The 15,396-nt window shown below is 73.0% G+C and carries 12 protein-coding genes; 10 read left to right on the plus strand and 2 right to left on the minus strand.

Features of this window, described 5'->3' with window-relative positions:
• Window positions 1–24: 24 nt before the first annotated feature.
• Together ACGF5O_RS35510 and ACGF5O_RS35515 are read right to left on the minus strand one after the other, a co-directional pair.
• Window positions 25–903 (minus strand): helix-turn-helix domain-containing protein, encoded by an 879-nt coding sequence (locus ACGF5O_RS35510; protein WP_393814014.1) that lies wholly within the window; start codon window positions 901–903, stop codon window positions 25–27.
• A gap of 7 nt (window positions 904–910) precedes the next feature.
• Window positions 911–1,774 carry a phytanoyl-CoA dioxygenase family protein gene (locus ACGF5O_RS35515; protein WP_393814015.1) on the minus strand — a complete coding sequence of 288 codons (864 nt, stop codon included), beginning with the start codon at window positions 1,772–1,774 and terminating at the stop codon, window positions 911–913.
• A 198-nt stretch (window positions 1,775–1,972) separates the two neighbouring features.
• Here ACGF5O_RS35515 and ACGF5O_RS35520 point away from each other — a divergent pair, with 198 nt between their 5' ends.
• The 10 genes from ACGF5O_RS35520 to ACGF5O_RS35565 all read left to right on the plus strand — a co-directional run bounded on the left by ACGF5O_RS35520 (window position 1,973) and on the right by ACGF5O_RS35565 (window position 15,391).
• Window positions 1,973–3,073, plus strand: a complete 1,101-nt coding sequence (locus tag ACGF5O_RS35520; RefSeq protein WP_393814016.1) for a LacI family DNA-binding transcriptional regulator — start codon at window positions 1,973–1,975, stop codon at window positions 3,071–3,073.
• A complete protein-coding gene (locus ACGF5O_RS35525) occupies window positions 3,070–3,996 on the plus strand; it encodes an ABC transporter permease (protein ID WP_393814017.1) in 927 nt (308 codons plus the stop codon). The genes ACGF5O_RS35520 and ACGF5O_RS35525 overlap by 4 nt, the downstream gene beginning before the upstream one ends.
• Window positions 3,996–4,874 (plus strand): ABC transporter permease, encoded by an 879-nt coding sequence (locus tag ACGF5O_RS35530; protein ID WP_393814018.1) that lies wholly within the window; start codon window positions 3,996–3,998, stop codon window positions 4,872–4,874. The genes ACGF5O_RS35525 and ACGF5O_RS35530 overlap by 1 nt, the downstream gene beginning before the upstream one ends.
• Before the next feature lie 126 nt (window positions 4,875–5,000).
• The gene (locus ACGF5O_RS35535) at window positions 5,001–6,542 is read left to right on the plus strand and encodes an ABC transporter substrate-binding protein (RefSeq protein WP_393814019.1); all 1,542 of its coding nucleotides are present in this window, start codon (window positions 5,001–5,003) and stop codon (window positions 6,540–6,542) included.
• Window positions 6,539–7,570 carry an ABC transporter ATP-binding protein gene (locus tag ACGF5O_RS35540; protein WP_393814020.1) on the plus strand — a complete coding sequence of 344 codons (1,032 nt, stop codon included), beginning with the start codon at window positions 6,539–6,541 and terminating at the stop codon, window positions 7,568–7,570. Before ACGF5O_RS35535 ends, ACGF5O_RS35540 begins: the two co-directional genes overlap by 4 nt.
• Complete coding sequence (locus ACGF5O_RS35545; RefSeq protein ID WP_393814021.1) at window positions 7,567–8,391, plus strand: ATP-binding cassette domain-containing protein; 825 nt, start codon at window positions 7,567–7,569, stop codon at window positions 8,389–8,391. The genes ACGF5O_RS35540 and ACGF5O_RS35545 overlap by 4 nt, the downstream gene beginning before the upstream one ends.
• Window positions 8,392–8,462: 71 nt before the next feature.
• On the plus strand, window positions 8,463–10,565 hold the full coding sequence (locus ACGF5O_RS35550; protein WP_393814022.1) for an amylo-alpha-1,6-glucosidase: 2,103 nt from the start codon (window positions 8,463–8,465) through the stop codon (window positions 10,563–10,565).
• On the plus strand, window positions 10,562–12,175 hold the full coding sequence (locus tag ACGF5O_RS35555) for an FAD-dependent oxidoreductase (RefSeq protein ID WP_393814023.1): 1,614 nt from the start codon (window positions 10,562–10,564) through the stop codon (window positions 12,173–12,175). The genes ACGF5O_RS35550 and ACGF5O_RS35555 overlap by 4 nt, the downstream gene beginning before the upstream one ends.
• A gap of 53 nt (window positions 12,176–12,228) precedes the next feature.
• Window positions 12,229–13,197 carry a dihydrodipicolinate synthase family protein gene (locus tag ACGF5O_RS35560; protein WP_393814024.1) on the plus strand — a complete coding sequence of 323 codons (969 nt, stop codon included), beginning with the start codon at window positions 12,229–12,231 and terminating at the stop codon, window positions 13,195–13,197.
• A 67-nt stretch (window positions 13,198–13,264) separates the two neighbouring features.
• Window positions 13,265–15,391 (plus strand): exo-alpha-sialidase, encoded by a 2,127-nt coding sequence (locus ACGF5O_RS35565; protein WP_393814025.1) that lies wholly within the window; start codon window positions 13,265–13,267, stop codon window positions 15,389–15,391.
• Window positions 15,392–15,396: the final 5 nt, after the last annotated feature.

The raw sequence follows: 15,396 nt of genomic DNA on the forward strand, positions 1-15,396 counted from the left end.
GCTACCGTCGCCCTGTTTCTCCGGCTAGTGCGAGGGCGGTGCCAGGGACTGGAGTGCGGACAGGGCGCCGGCGGTGACCGGGGACGGGGGTGCCGACTCGGGCAGGAGCCTGCGGAAGGCGGTCGGGGACATGCCGTAGACGGCGCGGAAGCGGCGGGAGAAGTGGTAGGCGTCGGCGAAGCCGCACTGGAGGGCTATGGCGCGCAGCGAGAGGTTGCTCAGCCAGAGCAGCGGTTCGGCGCGCGCGAGGCGGAGCAGTTCGAGGCCCGCCACGGGGCTGACGCCGAGGTGGCGACGGCAGACGCGGGACAGGGTGCTCGGGGAGACTCCGGCCGCCTCCGCCAGCCGCTCCAGGGTGAGCGGGCGGGCGACGCCGTCCGACCAGCGGGAGCGGACCGCGGCCATCATGGCGAGCAGCGGCTCGGGGAGCGTCTGGGTGCCGCTTCCCGGGCCGGTGCCGTGCACGAAGGTGAAGACGAGCAGCCGCAGGGTCTCCTCGGCGTGCCGCTCCCAGGCCCGCGGGCGGGTCGTGCCGAGCGTCAGGAGGTGCCGGCAGAGCGCGGTCATCGGGTCGTCCCGGCCGGTGAGGTCCCGGATCACCGGCCAGCCGGTGTCGGCGGGGGCGGGGTGGAGCCGGAAGTGCGTGTAGGCGTGCCGGGTGGGCCGGTGGGCGTCCCAGTGGAAGGTGTCGCGCATTCCGGGGCGGACCAGCAGCAGTTCGCCGGGCTTCAGCGGCACGCTCAGGTCACCGCAGACCCAGCGGGCGCTGCCCCTCAGCAGCCAGACGAATTCGTACGATCCGGCGTCCCTGGGGCCGAAGACCGAACCGGGCGGGTAGTCGGCGACGGCGGGGCCGAGCCGGGACAGCAGTGCGGGGGTCGGTGGCGGGACGCGTTCCGTCACGGCCGTCTCACCGGTCGCAGCCCCCGGACCGGTCGCGCCGCACCCGGGGCCTGCGCACGTCGGCGGTGCCCTTGTAGGCGTACGGGTCCCGGCCCGCGACCAGCACGATGTCCCGGAAGTCGGCCTGGGCCATGGGGACTTCGGCGTCGGGGGGTGCCCAGGGCAGGAGGGACGAGGCGCTCATGTAGTGGTTGACCAGGGCTCGGCGGAAGCCCGGCCGGCCGGTGTTGGGCAGTGACTTGTGCAGCAGATAGCCGTTGAAGAGCAGCACCGATCCGGCGGAGATCTCGACCGGCCGGGCGTGGGCCTCGTCGTACGGGAAACCGTAGGACTCGACCGTGCAGTCGTAACGGGCGTCGTCGTGCTCCCGGTTGGGGTAGATGACGCCGGGGCGGTGCGAGCCCGGCAGGACCCAGAGGCAGCCGTTGTCGACGGTGGCGTCGTCGAGGGCGAGCCAGGCGGCGGTCAGCGACCGGTCCCGGGTGGGGATGAACATCTCGTCCTGGTGCCACGCCTGACCGGGCTTCCCCTCGGACTTGACGAACAGCATCGACTGCATCGCCTTGACGTCCGGACCGATCACCTCGGTCAGCGGTCCGACGACGGCGGGATGGCGCATGGTGTCGAGCATGAGCGCCGACAGCTTGTGCGGATAGTGCACGCACAGGAACCGCCGCACCGTCTCGTCGTCGCTCTCGCCCGCGACCGGTGGCGGCGCCCCCTCGACGGCGCCCCGCCGGCCGCGGCAGATCCGTGCGGTCTCCGCCCGCAGCTCCGCCACCTCCTCCGGTGTCAGGGCGCCCGGCAGCACCGCGTAGCCGTCCCGGCCGAAGCGGGACGCGAGGTCGTCGTCGACGGTGTTCTCGGCCATGGTCCCGATGGTCCTGGACATCGCGTCCGCGTGCCATGGCTCACCCGTGCACAGGGATGGCGAATCCGATCACGGCGCAAGATCGGATCATCTGTCAGAAACAAGCCCGACAAAGGGTGTTCACGCGTCTTGACGCCTTTCGTCGCATCCGAGTAGCGTCGTTCGGCACTTGCTAATACGTATTAGCTGGGAGTGCTCATGGCCCCTCCCGAACGACGTAGACGCTCCACCCAACGGGACATCGCCCGGCGCGCCGGTGTCTCCCAGGCGACGGTGTCGCTGGTGATCAGCGGCGGTGCGGCGAGTGACCAGATCGCGGAACCGACCCGGCGGGCCGTGCTGGCGGCGGCCGAGGAGCTCGGCTATGCGGCCAATGTCGCCGCGCGCAGCCTGAAGGGCGGCCGGAACCGGCTGCTGGGGCTCTACACCTTCGAGTCGGTGTTCCCGACCGACCAGCGCGACTTCTACTACCCGTTCCTGCTCGGCGTGGAGGAGGAGACCGCACGGCAGGGCTACGACCTGCTGCTGTTCTGCTCCGGCGGGGCCGCGTCCGGGGCGCCGGGGGCCGAGCGGTCGATCTACGTCGGCGGGACCAACCGGCTGAAGATCGCGGATGGTTGCGTGCTGCTCGGCCGGAACGTCCGCCGCGAGGAGCTGTCGGCGCTGGTCCGGGAGGACTTCCCCATCGTGTTCGTCGGACGCCGCGAGGTGGACGACGGTGAACTTTCCTATGTGGCGGCCGACTACGTCTCGGCGACCGCGGCGCTCGTCGCGGAGCTGGCGCGCCTCGGCCACCAACGCATCCTGTACCTGCGCGCCCTGGAGGACAGCGAGCCCACCAGGGACCGCGAGGAGGGCTACCGGCGGGGGCTGGCCGAGGCCGGCCTGGTCGTGGACGAGGCGCTGATCCGGAGCCTGACCGATCCGGCGGAGCTGACGGCCGATCGGCTGGCCGGGTGGATCGGCGAGCTGGGGATCTCCGCGCTGCTGGTCGAGCCGACGGAGGACAACCGGCTCACCGAGGCGCTGGCGACGATGGCGGGCACCCGGCGGGTCCGGTTCCCGGAGGACTGCTCGCTGGCCCTGCTCGGCGATCCGCCGTCCTGGACGCCGGAGTCGCGGAACTGGACGCGGTTCTCGCTGCCCCGCGCCCGGATGGCGGGGGAGGCCGTCCGGGTGCTGGTCGAACTGCTCGACCAGGAGACCCCCGAACCGCGCCGGCTGACGGTGCCCTGCGCCTTCGTTCCGGGTGACTCGATCGGACCGGTGCCCGCCGGTGGCGGGAGGCCGCGGTCATGATCCGGATGATCGTGCGCCGGCTGCTCATCGGGGTGTTCGTGATGTGGGGCGCCGCCTCCCTGATCTTCCTCATCGTCCGGGCCGCGCCCGGCGACCCCGCGACGGTCCTGCTCGGCCCGGACGCCACCCGGAGCCAGATCGACCAGCTGCGCTCCTCGCTAGGCCTGGACCGGCCGCTCGGCGCGCAGTACCTCAGCTATCTCGGCGACGTCTGCCGCCTCGACTTCGGCCTGTCGCACTGGCTCGGCAGGTCCGCGATGGGCGCGGTCCTCGACCGGCTGCCCGCCACGATCGACCTCACCGTGACGGCCACCGTGATCGCGGTGGTGGTGGGACTGACGCTCGGCATGCTGGCCGGGGCGCGGCCGGGCAGCCTGGTGGACCGGGTGGTCTCGGCCTGCACGATCGCTCTCCAGTCGTTCCCGACGTTCTGGATCGGCATCATGCTGGTCCTGGTCTTCGCCCTGACCCTGCGCCTCCTGCCCAGTTCCGGGGTCGGCACCCCCCAGCACCTGGTGCTGCCCGCCGTCACCCTCTCGTTCCCGTTCGTCGCGATCATCGCCCGGCTGACCCGGACCAGCGTCGCGGAGACGATGGGCGAGAGCTATATCCAGACCGCGCGCGCCAAGGGGCTGACCGAGCGTCAGGTGCTGTTCGGGCACGCCCTGCGCAACTCGCTGATCCCGGTGGTGACCGTGGTGGGCGTCCAGGTCGGGGCGCTGGTCGGCGGCGCCGTGATCGTGGAGAACGTGTTCGCCTGGCCCGGTCTGGGATCGCTGGTGGTGGAGGCGGTGGCCAACCGCGACTACTCGGTGGTCCAGGGCGCCACTCTGCTCATCGCCGGAATCGTCGTCGTACTCAATCTGACGGCCGATCTGCTCATCGCCCAACTGGATCCGCGGATCCGGACGGGAGCCGCCTGATGGCCGACCTCACCGTCGCCGTCGAGAAGCCGCTGGCGGCCCCGCGGCGGGCACCGCGCTCGCTCCTGTCCCGGCTCCCCGCGGTGGTCGTGGGCTGCTATCTGCTGGTGGCCGTCGTCGGGCCGCTGCTGATCCACTACGACCCTGTGCACACGTCCCTGGACGACCGGCTGCTCGCCCCCGGCGCCAAGGTGTCCACCGGAGGTACGGCCTGGCTCGGCACCGACGGACTCGGCCGCGACCTGTTCGCCCAGATCGTCTACGGGGCCCGGACGGCGGTCCTCATCGGCGTGTCGACGGTCGCGCTGTCCTGTCTCGTCGGGGTCCTCCTCGGTGCCGTCGCCGGTTACTTCCGGGGCGTCGCCGACGCCGTACTGGCCCGGATCTTCGACGTCCTGCTGGCCTTCCCCGCGATCCTGCTGGCGATCGTGATCGCGGGCGCGTTCGAGCGCAGTGTCCTGCTGGTCGTGATCGCGCTCGCCGCGACCGGGTGGATCGGCTTCGCCCGGGTCACCCGGGGCATCGCGCTCTCCCTCAGGGAGCGGCCCTGGGTGGACGCCGCCCGGGTGCTCGGCGTGTCAGGCCGGACCATCCTCGTCCGGCATGTCCTCCCGTTCACGGCCGGCCCGGTCGTCGCCCTCGCCACGCTCGAATTCGCGCTGGTGGTGCTGGCCGAGGCGGGGCTCAGCTTCCTCGGCATCGGGCTGCCCCCGTCGACCGTGTCGTGGGGGCAGACCATCGCCAACGGCAAGGAGTACCTCGAAACGCAATGGTGGATCTCCACCCTGCCCGGCATCGCCCTGTCTCTCCTGATCGTCAACGTGGGCATCCTCGGCGACCAGCTCACCGCCCGCTACGGGCGTGGCCGCCCCGGCTGAACCACACCAGGTACGGCGCCTCACCCACCGGCTGACTCCGACTCCACCGGCTGACTCCGAACCCACCGACCGACTCCGAACCCACCGGCTGACTCCGACCGACCCTCGATCGAGAGGAGCACCATCATGACCAGCACGCGTGAGCACGGGCGGAGCCGGCTGATCCGGCTCGCCGCCACCGCCACGGCGGGCGCGGCGCTCCTCGCCGCCTGCTCGACCACCACCGGCGGCGACGACAACGGGGGCGGCTCCGCCTCGGGCGACGTGACGGTCGCCGGCACCTATCCGATCGAGAGCCTGGACCCGCACGGGGCCCAAGGCGCCTCCACGGGCACCCAGTTGGCCGCCCAGGAGATCTTCAGCAGACTGGTGAAACCCACCGCGGACGGCACCCTCGAAGGCGACCTCGCCGCGTCCTGGAAGCCCAACAAGGACGTCACCGCCTGGACGTTCACCCTGCGCTCCGGCGTCACCTTCTCCGACGGCTCCGCCCTCGACGCCGACGACGTGGTCGCCTCCTTCCAGCGGATGATCAGCCTGAACGGCCCCAACGCGGGCAACTTCCCGGGCGACACGATGACCAAGGTCTCCGCCACCGAGGTGGTCCTGCACAGCCCGGCGCCCGACGCGTCCGTCCCCGGCAAGCTCGGCACCTTCTACGTCCTCCCGTCGGGCATCGGCAAGGACGACACCGCCTTCTTCAACCACCCCGTGGGCTCGGGGCCGTTCACCGTGAACGCGTTCACCCCGAGCGGGTCGCTGGTCCTGGTGCCCAACAAGAAGTACCGGGGCACGAAACCCACGCTCGGCAGGGTCACCATCCGGAACATCCCCGAACTCGCGTCCCGCATGACCGCGCTGCGCACCGGCGAGGTGGACGTCGTCTGGGGCATCCCCGACGACCAACTGGCCTCCCTGAAGGGCCAGAAGGGTCTCACCGTGCGGACCGTGCCGAGCAGCGCCGAGTTCACCATGTGGTTCAACTCCTCGATCCCCGCCCTCAAGGACGCGAAGGTCCGCCGGGCCATCTGGCAGGCCGTCGACTTCAAGACCATCATCGACAAGCTCTACCCCGACACCGGCAAGGCCGCCGACGCGCCCGTGACGAGCGTCGTCCTCGGCCACGTGGCGCAGCCCGCCGTCGCCTACGACCCGACGGCTGCCAAGGCCGCCCTCACCGCCGCCGGGTTCGACTTCTCGAAGAAGCTCCGGCTCCAGTTCGCCAACGACGAGTTCAAGCCCTTCATCGAGGCCGTCGTCTCCGACCTGCAGAAGGCCGGCGTTCAGGTGGACCCGCTGGAGAAGGAGCAGGCCGTCTTCACGGAGGACCTGCTCGCACTCAAGTGGGACATCAACTTCCAGCAGCTGGCCACCCCCAGCTACGACGCGGCCAGCAACCTCGGCCGTCTCTACACCTGCGCGGCCAAGCGCATGGGCTACTGCAACAAGACGCTGGACGGTCTGCTGGCGGCGGCCGGCGCGACGGCCGACAAGGCGAAGCGCACCGACCTCTACGGCCGGGCCAGCAAGATCATCTGGCAGGACGCGGTCGGCATGTACCCGATGTCCGTGAGCATCGCCTACGCCTGGAACAGCGACCTCAGGGGCTTCGTCCCGGACGCCAGCGGACTGCCGGACTTCGCCGGCGTACGGACCGGCGGCTCGTGACCCCCGCCGGAACCGCACGCGAACACGGCGCCGGGAAGGCGGTGGCCGCGACGGACGGGCCGGTCCTGCGGATCGAGGACCTGGTGGTGGAACTCCCCGGTCCGCGCGGCACCCGGACCCGGGTCCTTGACGGCGTCTCCTTCGACGTGCCACGCGCCACTACCGTGGGGCTGATCGGCGAGTCCGGCAGCGGGAAGACCATGACCGCCCAGGCGATCCTGGGCCTGCCGCCCGAGGGCGCCACCCTGACCGGCCGGCTGCTGTGGCACGGCGAGGACCTGCTCGCCGCCGACCCGGCACGGCGCCGTGCGGTACGCGGCCGGGAGATCGCGATGATCTTCCAGGACCCGCTCGCCGCCCTCAACCCGACCCAGCGCATCGGCCGTCAGGTCGGCGAGATACCGCGCCGCGACCGGCTGCCGCGGGCCGAGGTGAACCGCCGGGTCGTCGAACTCCTCGACCGGGTCGGCGTACCGGAACCGGAACGGCGGACGCGGGCCTACCCGCACGAGCTCTCCGGAGGCCTGCGCCAGCGCGCCGTGATCGCGATGGCCCTGGCCGGAAACCCCGCGCTGCTCCTCGCCGACGAGCCCACGACGGCGCTCGACGTCACCGTCCAGTCCCGGATCCTGCGGCTCCTCGCCGACATCCAGGCGGCCGACGGCCTGGCGATGCTGCTGGTCAGCCATGACCTGCGGGTCGTGTCGCACGTCGGCGAACAGGTCGTGGTGATGTACGCGGGACGGGTCTGCGAGCACGGGCCCGCCCGTGACGTCCTGCGGCGGCCCGCCCATCCGTACACCGCCGCCCTGGTGCGCAGCGTGCCCGCCGTCCGCACCCGTACCGCCCTGGCCGACCCGCTGCCCGGGGCCCCGGCGACCCCCGCGAACCGGCCGGCCGGCTGCGCCTTCCACCCCCGCTGCCCGCTGGCCCGCGCCCGCTGCCGCGCCGAGCGGCCGCAGGTGCGGGAGGTGGTGCAGGGCCGCTGGAGCGCCTGCCACTTCGCCGAGGAGGTGCCGCGGTCGTGAGCACGAGCGACAGCGCCCTCCTCGACGTGCGTGACCTGCGGGTCCGTTACGGAGGACGGCGGAGCGGCCAGGTCGCCGTGGACGGAGTGAGCCTGTCGGTGGCGCCCGAGGAGACGCTCGGTCTGGTCGGCGAGTCGGGCTCCGGCAAGACGACCGTCGCCCGGTGCGTGGCCGGACTGCTGCGGCCCGGCGCCGGGACCGTCACCTTCGGGGGACGCCCGCTCGGCCGCGCGGGACACCGGCCGCCCGAACTGCAACGGGCGGTGCAGATGGTGTTCCAGGACCCGCGGTCCTCGCTGAACCCGCGGATGACGGTCGCCGCCGTCATCGGCGAGGTCTGGCGCACCCACCCGGTCACCGCACCCGAGGGCGACCGCACCGAGGCGCTGCACCGGCTCCTCGCCGACATGGGGCTCGACCCCGAGGTGGCGGCGCGGCGCGCCGGGGACCTGTCGGGCGGCCAGTGCCAGCGGGTCAGCATCGCCAGGGCGCTGGCGGTACGGCCCCGGCTGCTGGTGTGCGACGAGGCGGTGTCGGCGCTCGACGTCTCCGTCCAGGCCCAGATCCTGCGGCTGCTGGCCGACCTGCGCGCCCGGCACCGGCTCGCGATGCTGTTCATCTCGCACGACCTGGGCGTGGTGCACCAGATCGCCGACCGGGTGGCGGTGATGCGCCGGGGGGTGATCGTGGAGGAGGGACTGACCGGCGAGGTGCTGACCGCGCCGCGGCACGCATACACGCAGGCGCTGCTGGACGCGGCCCTGGACCTGGACGACTCGGTGCCGGGCGACGGCGCCGCCGACGGCGAGGCGGTCGTATGAACGAGGGGCGGCGTGCCGTGACTCCGGTACCGACCGGCTGGAACACGTGGGACGTCCGAACGCACACCGGCATGAACAGACTGCCGGACGGGCCCCGGGTACGGTTCGGCGTCCTCGGCCCCGAAGGCCCGGTACTGGACGGGTTCACCTGGCGCGACGGACTCGAACGGCTCGGCCCGCACACCGTGGACGGCAGCTACGCCGAGGTGACGGTACGGGCGGCCGGCCACCGGTTGCGGCTGGAGTTCGCGGGCGGCCCCGGGGACGTGCTGGATGCCCTGGCCGAGAGCACGGGGGTGATCGTGCTGTCGGTGGAGGGCCTGGACGACATCGAGCAGCAGACCGACCTGGCCGCCACCGTCCGGGTGGGCGGCATCCGCTGGACGGTCGCCACTTCGGCACCGGGCCGCAGAATCGAGGGCCCGGCGACTGCGCTGGTGCTGGCGTTCGACACCGAAGCCGACGTGGATCTGCGGATCGCGCCGGCCGCGTCAGCGCCCCGAAGGGGCGCGGGGCTGCATCACTGTGCGGCTTCGCCGCGGGGCGCGACCGGCCACAACGCCGCGGCAGACGAAAGACGACACAGTGCGGCCCGCACGGCGGAACGCACCTCGCTGCGTTCCACCGGCTGGCTGGGCGACGCCGCCGACGCCCTGACCCGGGCCGTGACCTGGAACACCGTCTACGCCCCTGCCATCGGCCGCGTCCTGACGCCCACCTCACGGGACTTCGTGTGCGCCGAACGGAAGGGCTTCTACGGCACCTGGGCGCTGCACGCCTGGGACACGTTCTTCACCGGACTCACCGCCTCGGCCGTCGACCGGGACTACGCGCGCGGCATCTTCCAGCAGATCCTCCCGTACGCGGACGGGACCGGCATGATCCCGAACCGGGTCTCGGACGACAGGGGCCGCACCGACGACCGCTCGCAGCCGCCGGTCGGCGCGCTGACGGTGTACCAGGCCTATCTGGCGGGCGGTCTCTCGCCGGAGACCCGCGACACGGCGCTGCTCGGCACCACCTTCCCGGCGCTGCTGGCCTGGCACGACTGGTGGCCCCGGGCCCGCCGCGGACCGCACGGACTGCTCGCCTGGGGCTCCGACCCGGTCGCGGGCGACTCCGCGTCGGCGACCCTGGACCGGGCCAGACGCGAATCGGGCCTGGACGACTCGCCGATGTACGACGAGGCCCGGTACGACCCTGCGACCCGCACCATGGACCTCGCCGACGTCGGCCTGAACGCCCTGCACATCGCGGACGCCGAGGCGCTGGCGGACATCGCGGGCCTGCTCGGGGAGCGCACCACGGCCGACCGGTTGCACGCCGAGGCCGCCGCGGCCAGGGAGGTCGCCGACCGGCTGCTCTGGGACGACGAGCGCGGCGGCTACCGCAACCTCACCTCGGCCGGCACCCACGACCCGCACGTCTCGCCGACGATGCTGTACGCGCTGCTGGGCGGACTGCCCGACCCCGGCCGGGCGGCGACGGTGGCCGCCGACCTGCTGCGGCCCGAAGTGCTGGGCGGCGTACGGCCCTTGCCCAGCGTGGCCCGCAACGATCCCGGTTTCGCCGCGACCTACTGGCGCGGCCGGATCTGGGCGCCGATGGCGTATCTCGCCGTACGCGGGCTGCGGCGGTACGGGCTGACCGACCTGAGCAGGCCCGTGGTGGGGGACCTGCTGCGGCTGTTCCTCCACGAGTGGCACGAGCACGGCCACGTCCGGGAGAACTATCCGGCCGTCGACGGCGAGAACTTGACGGGCTTTCGGAAACGATCGGACGGGCTGATGGCCTGGGGCGGGCTGCTGGCGTATCTGGCCTTCGGCGAACTGGCCGACGCACGCCCGGACGGCTGGCGGTTCGCCCACCCGGGCGAGCCGGCCGAACTGCGCAACCTGCCGCTGGGCGACGGCCGCCTCGACGTCCGGGCGGCCGGCCGGCTCACCGTCCGCCTCGACGGAGGCGTCCTGCTCGACGTGGCGCCCGGCGTCGTCGTACGCCGCTACCGGCGGACCCGCGACCGTGTCACCGGGACCGCCGAAGGCGTCGGCGACCTGCTCGTCACCCCGCCGGACGGCGGCCCGCCCGTGCCGGTGGACGTCCGGGGCGCACCCCGGAGCTTCACGTTCGGTCCGGACGGCGCGGGTGACGTACAGGAAGGGAGCGGTCTATGAGCGCGCCGACGTCGGCGGCCACGGACATTCTCGTCGTCGGCGGGGGACTCGGCGGGGTGGCCGCCGCACTGGCCGCCCTCGACCGGGGCCGGACGGTCCTGCTCACCGAGGAGACCGACTGGATCGGCGGCCAGCTCACCAGCCAGGGCGTACCGCCCGACGAGCACGCCTGGATCGAGCAGTTCGGCGCCACCCGCACCTACCGCGCGCTGCGCGAGGCGGTCCGCGACCACTACCGGACCTGGTACCCGCTCACCGAGGAGGCCAGGCGGCGCCGGTATCTCAACCCGGGCGAGGGCCGGGTGAGCCCGCTGTGCCACGAACCGCGGGTCGGCGCCGCCGTCCTGGACGCCATGGTCGCGCCGTACGTGGCCGCAGGGCGGCTGCGGATCCTGTACCGGCACCGGCCGGTGGCCGCCTCCGTCGACGGCGACCGGGTACGGTCCGTGGTCGTCGAAGGCCCCGACGGCACCCGGGTCGAGGTGTCCGCGCCGTACGTCCTGGACGCCACGGAACTCGGCGACCTGCTGCCGCTGACCGGCACCGAGCACGTGACCGGCTTCGAGTCCCGCCGGGACACCGGGGAGCCGAGCGCACCCGACGCGGCGCAGCCGGCCAACATGCAGGCCTTCTCCTGGGTGTTCGCCGTCGACCACGTGGCCGGAGCGGACCACACCATCGACCGTCCGGCCGGTTACGACCGCTGGGCCGCCTACCACCCCCCGCAGTGGCCGAACCGGCTGCTGAGCCTGAGCGCGCCCGACCCGAGGACGCTGGAGACAGTACCGCGCGGCTTCACCCCGAACGCCGACTCGGGGCCGGTCGTCGCCGACCAGAGCAAGGACGCGGGCGACAAGGAACTGTGGGAGTTCCGCCGGGTGTTCTCCCGGAAGCTGTACCGGCCGGGGTTCGCCGCGAGCGACGTGACCATCGTCAACTGGCCCATGATCGACTACCTGCCCGGCCCGCTCGTCGGGGTGGACGACAAGGAGCGGGACCGGCACCTGGCAGGGGCCCGCGAGCTGAGCCTGAGCATGCTCTACTGGCTGCAGACCGAGGCCCCCCGCCCGGACGGCGGCACCGGCTGGCCCGGCCTGCGGCTCCGCGGCGACGTCCTGGGCACGGCCGACGGGCTGGCCAAGGCCCCGTACATCCGGGAGTCGCGCCGGATCGTCGCCCGGCGCCGGATCGTCGAACAGGACCTGTCCCTCGCCGTCCGCGGCGAGCAGGGCGCGGTGCGCTACCAGGACTCCGTCGGCATCGGGATGTACCGGATCGACCTGCACCCCTCCACCGGCGGCGACACCTACATCGACGTCGCCAGCAGCCCCTTCCAGATCCCGCTGGGCGCTCTGCTCCCGGTACGGGTGCGGAACCTGCTGCCGGTGTGCAAGAACATCGGCACCACCCACATCACCAACGGCTGCTACCGGCTGCACCCCGTCGAGTGGAACATCGGCGAGGCGGCCGGATCACTCGCGGCGTACTGCCTCGACCATCGTCTGGACGTCGAGCAGGTGCACGAGGACGGCGAGGAGTTGCGCCGCTTCCAGGACGAACTCACCCGCGCCGGCGTCGAACTGGCCTGGCCCGAGGTCAAGGGGTACTGATGGGCGGTCAGGACATCGGCGCGCCCCAAAGGGGCGCGGGGCTGCATCAATGTGTGGCTCCGCCGCAGGGCGCGACCAGCCACGACGGCGCCGCAGCCGAACAACGACACGTCGACGGACGTGCCCTGCTGGCAGGCGCCATCGTCCCTCTGGTCACCCCGATGGACCGCCCCGGACACCCCTCGGCCCCGGCCGCCGACGCCCTGCTCCGCGCGCTCGCCGCCGCAGGCACCCGCGGCCTCATGCTCTTCGGCAGCAACGGCGAGGGACCGCTGCTGCCCACGGCGGAACTGGGCGAGTTCGCCGTCGGGGTGGCCGGACGCTGGCGTGAACTCACCGACGGCGGACCGGTCTTGGTGAACGTCACGGCCCCCGGCACCGCCGAGGCGCTGGCGCGGGCGGCGGCCGTCCGCCCCGCCGTGCCGGACGCGCTGGTGCTCAGCCCGCCGATCTACTTCCATCACCGGCACGACGAGATCGTCGCCCACTACGCCGCCTTCGCCGGCCTCGGCGTTCCCGTCGTCGCCTACCACGCCCCCCGCTACGGCAACCCGCTGACCCCCGCCCTGCTCGACGAACTGACCGCCCTTCCGCACCTGGTGGGCATCAAGGACAGCTCGGGCGACCCCGCGCTGTTCGGCCACGCCCTCGCGGCGGCCCGGCGGCGCGACGGTTTCGGCGTCAGCCAGGGCGCGGAGCGGCAGGCACTCGACGCGCTGCGGCTCGGGGCCGACGGGGTCGTCCTCGGGGTGGCCAATCTGGCGCCCGCGGTGACCGTCGAGCTGTGCCGGGCCCACCACGAGGGCCGCGCCGAGGACGCGCGGCGCGCACAGCAACTGCTCGACCAGGTACTGGCGTTGCACACCGTGCGCCCCGGAGTCCCGGCGGTGAAGGCCGTGCTGGCCGCGCGCGGACTGTGCCCGCCGTACGCCGCGGCGCCCTTCACGCCGTGCTCCGACGGAGAGCGCAAGGCGCTGCTCGACCTGCTCGACCCGTTCGACGCGCAGCTCATACACGCCTGATCCCGCGTCCGCGCCGGTGCCCCCTCCCCTCTGCACTCCCTCCGTCCCGCCCGAAAGGGGTGGCCCCATGTCCGACGACAGACCGAACCGCACCGCCATGAACCGCAGATCCTTCGCCCTCGGCGTCGTCGGCGCCACGGCGACCGCCGCGTGGGGACCCGTGGCCCTCGCAAGCACGGCACAGGCCGCCGACCGGTCGTCCGCACCGGACCGGCACGGTGCCTTCTTCGAGGAGCAGACCCTCTGGGACTCCGTCGAGGGCCCGCTGGTGAGCTACCACGTGCACGCCCTCGCCGTGCTGCCCGACGACACGATCCTGGCCGTGACCGAGGGCCGCCACGAGGTGTGCGACGCGGGCCCGCGTGACCTGCTGCTGCGCCGCAGCACCGACGGCGGCCGGACCTGGGAGGCGAGCCGCACCCTGGTCGCCTCCGTCGACGGCGAGTCCTGGGGCAACCCGGCGCTGGTCGTGGACCGCCGGACCCGGGAGGTCTTCCTCTTCTACATGCTCTCGCTCCGGCTCCCGCAGAACACCTCCTGCTCGGGCGACTCCGGCGAGCTGTACGTCATCTCCAGCCGGGACAGCGGGCAGACGTGGGCCGAACCACGGAGCCTGGCGGGCCTCTTCGACGGCTTCCCCTACAACTGGGCGCTGCACGGCCCCGGTCCGGGCCACGGCATCCAGCTGCGCTCAGGACGCCTGCTGCTCAACTGCCTGCACCGCAGGGTGATCGTCGGCAACACGGTGGCCCAGCGGTACTACGGCGTCGCGCCGCTCTACAGCGACGACCACGGCGCCACCTGGCAGGCGACCGGCGAGGTGCCGGTACAGGTCGCCTACCCCATCAACGAGGCGCGGACGGTGCAGCGCGACGACGGCACCGTGCTCGTCAACGGCCGCTTCGCTTCCGGCGGCGAGAACCAGCGCATCGTCTCCGTCAGCACCGACGACGGCACGACCTGGTCGCAGCCGGCGCTCGACGGCGGCACCGGCTCGTTCAACGCGGTGGACGCCAGTCTGCTGCGCTACACCGGCGGCCCGGGCAGCCGGCAGCCCGGGCGCGTGCTGTTCAGCCGCCCCGACTCGCCCGTCCGGTACAACATGACGGTCGCGGTCAGCTACGACGAGGGCTTCTCCTACCGCTACCAGCGGGTCGTCAACGAGCACCGCTCCTTCTACTCGGATCTCGCCCGGCTGTCCGACGGCACCATCGTGCTGCTGTACGGCTGCGACGGCGACATGGCGAGCGTTCCGCAGCGGGTGGCCGTCTGCTGTTTCTCGCTCGACTGGCTGACCCGGGGCCGCGACAGCCTGCACGGCGGCCCCCACTACCGGGAGACGGTCATCGGGCTGGCCGAAGCGGACCGCGAGGTCACCGGCGGCTCCGTGCAGACCGTCACGGATCCGCTCGCGCGCCGCGGCGAGCGGCTGGTCCTCACTCCCGAACAGGTCGGCGACGCAGTGGAGTTCACCTTCAGAGTGCCGCACACCGCCGACTACGAACTGCTTCTGCGCCACTACCGCTCGGCGGACGGCGCGCTCGCCACGGTCACGGTCGACGGCACCCGGCTGCCCGCCCACGCGACCGACACCACCGCGCAGACGGCCGACGGCTTCGACCTCGCCCGCCTCGGGTCCACCCGGCTGCGCGCCGGACGGCACACCCTGCGCTGCGCGGTGACCGCACCGGGCCGGGGCGGCGGCACCCGGCTCGGCCTCGACTCGCTCAGCCTGATCGACGCGCCGGGCTCCGCCGACGTCCGCGCCGAGGTGGTCGTGGACAACGACCGGCTGGGCTTCGCCGTCGTCAGCGGCAGCTGGCCGACGGCGACGGCCGACCCCGGCTACTGGTCGGGCAACTACCGCACGGCGCCCGCCGGTTCGGGCGAGCGCAAGGTGCGCTGGCAGCCTGCCGTGCCCCAGGACGGCCGCTACGAGATCCAGGTGTCCTACCCCCCGGCCGCCGCCCGGGCGAGCAACGCCCCCTACAGCGTCCTCGACGCGGACGGCACCACCACGACCGTACGGATCGACCAGCGGGCCGCGGGCACCACCGATCCGCGCGGCGGTACCTGGGTGTCGCTCGGCGAGTTCCGGCTCGGGGCCGGACTCGGCACGACCGTCGAGCTGACCAACGACGCCGACGGCGTGGTGGCCGCCGACGCCGTCCGCCTGCTGGGCCCGCTGACCTGAGCTCC

Origin of the sequence: Streptomyces sp. NPDC048291, assembly GCF_043201715.1 — a bacterium.
In the GTDB taxonomy this organism is placed as follows: domain Bacteria; phylum Actinomycetota; class Actinomycetes; order Streptomycetales; family Streptomycetaceae; genus Streptomyces.

What these genes read in the sequence shown, in the direction of transcription:
- ACGF5O_RS35515 (WP_393814015.1), bottom strand. Translation starts at nt 1,774, where the DNA reads ATGGCCGAGAACACCGTCGACGACGACCTCGCGTCCCGCTTCGGCCGG.
- ACGF5O_RS35555 (WP_393814023.1), top strand. Translation starts at nt 10,562, where the DNA reads ATGAGCGCGCCGACGTCGGCGGCCACGGACATTCTCGTCGTCGGCGGG.
- ACGF5O_RS35565 (WP_393814025.1), top strand. Translation starts at nt 13,265, where the DNA reads ATGTCCGACGACAGACCGAACCGCACCGCCATGAACCGCAGATCCTTC.
- ACGF5O_RS35520 (WP_393814016.1), top strand. Translation starts at nt 1,973, where the DNA reads ATGGCCCCTCCCGAACGACGTAGACGCTCCACCCAACGGGACATCGCC.
- ACGF5O_RS35550 (WP_393814022.1), top strand. Translation starts at nt 8,463, where the DNA reads ATGAACAGACTGCCGGACGGGCCCCGGGTACGGTTCGGCGTCCTCGGC.
- ACGF5O_RS35525 (WP_393814017.1), top strand. Translation starts at nt 3,070, where the DNA reads ATGATCCGGATGATCGTGCGCCGGCTGCTCATCGGGGTGTTCGTGATG.
- ACGF5O_RS35535 (WP_393814019.1), top strand. Translation starts at nt 5,001, where the DNA reads ATGACCAGCACGCGTGAGCACGGGCGGAGCCGGCTGATCCGGCTCGCC.
- ACGF5O_RS35530 (WP_393814018.1), top strand. Translation starts at nt 3,996, where the DNA reads ATGGCCGACCTCACCGTCGCCGTCGAGAAGCCGCTGGCGGCCCCGCGG.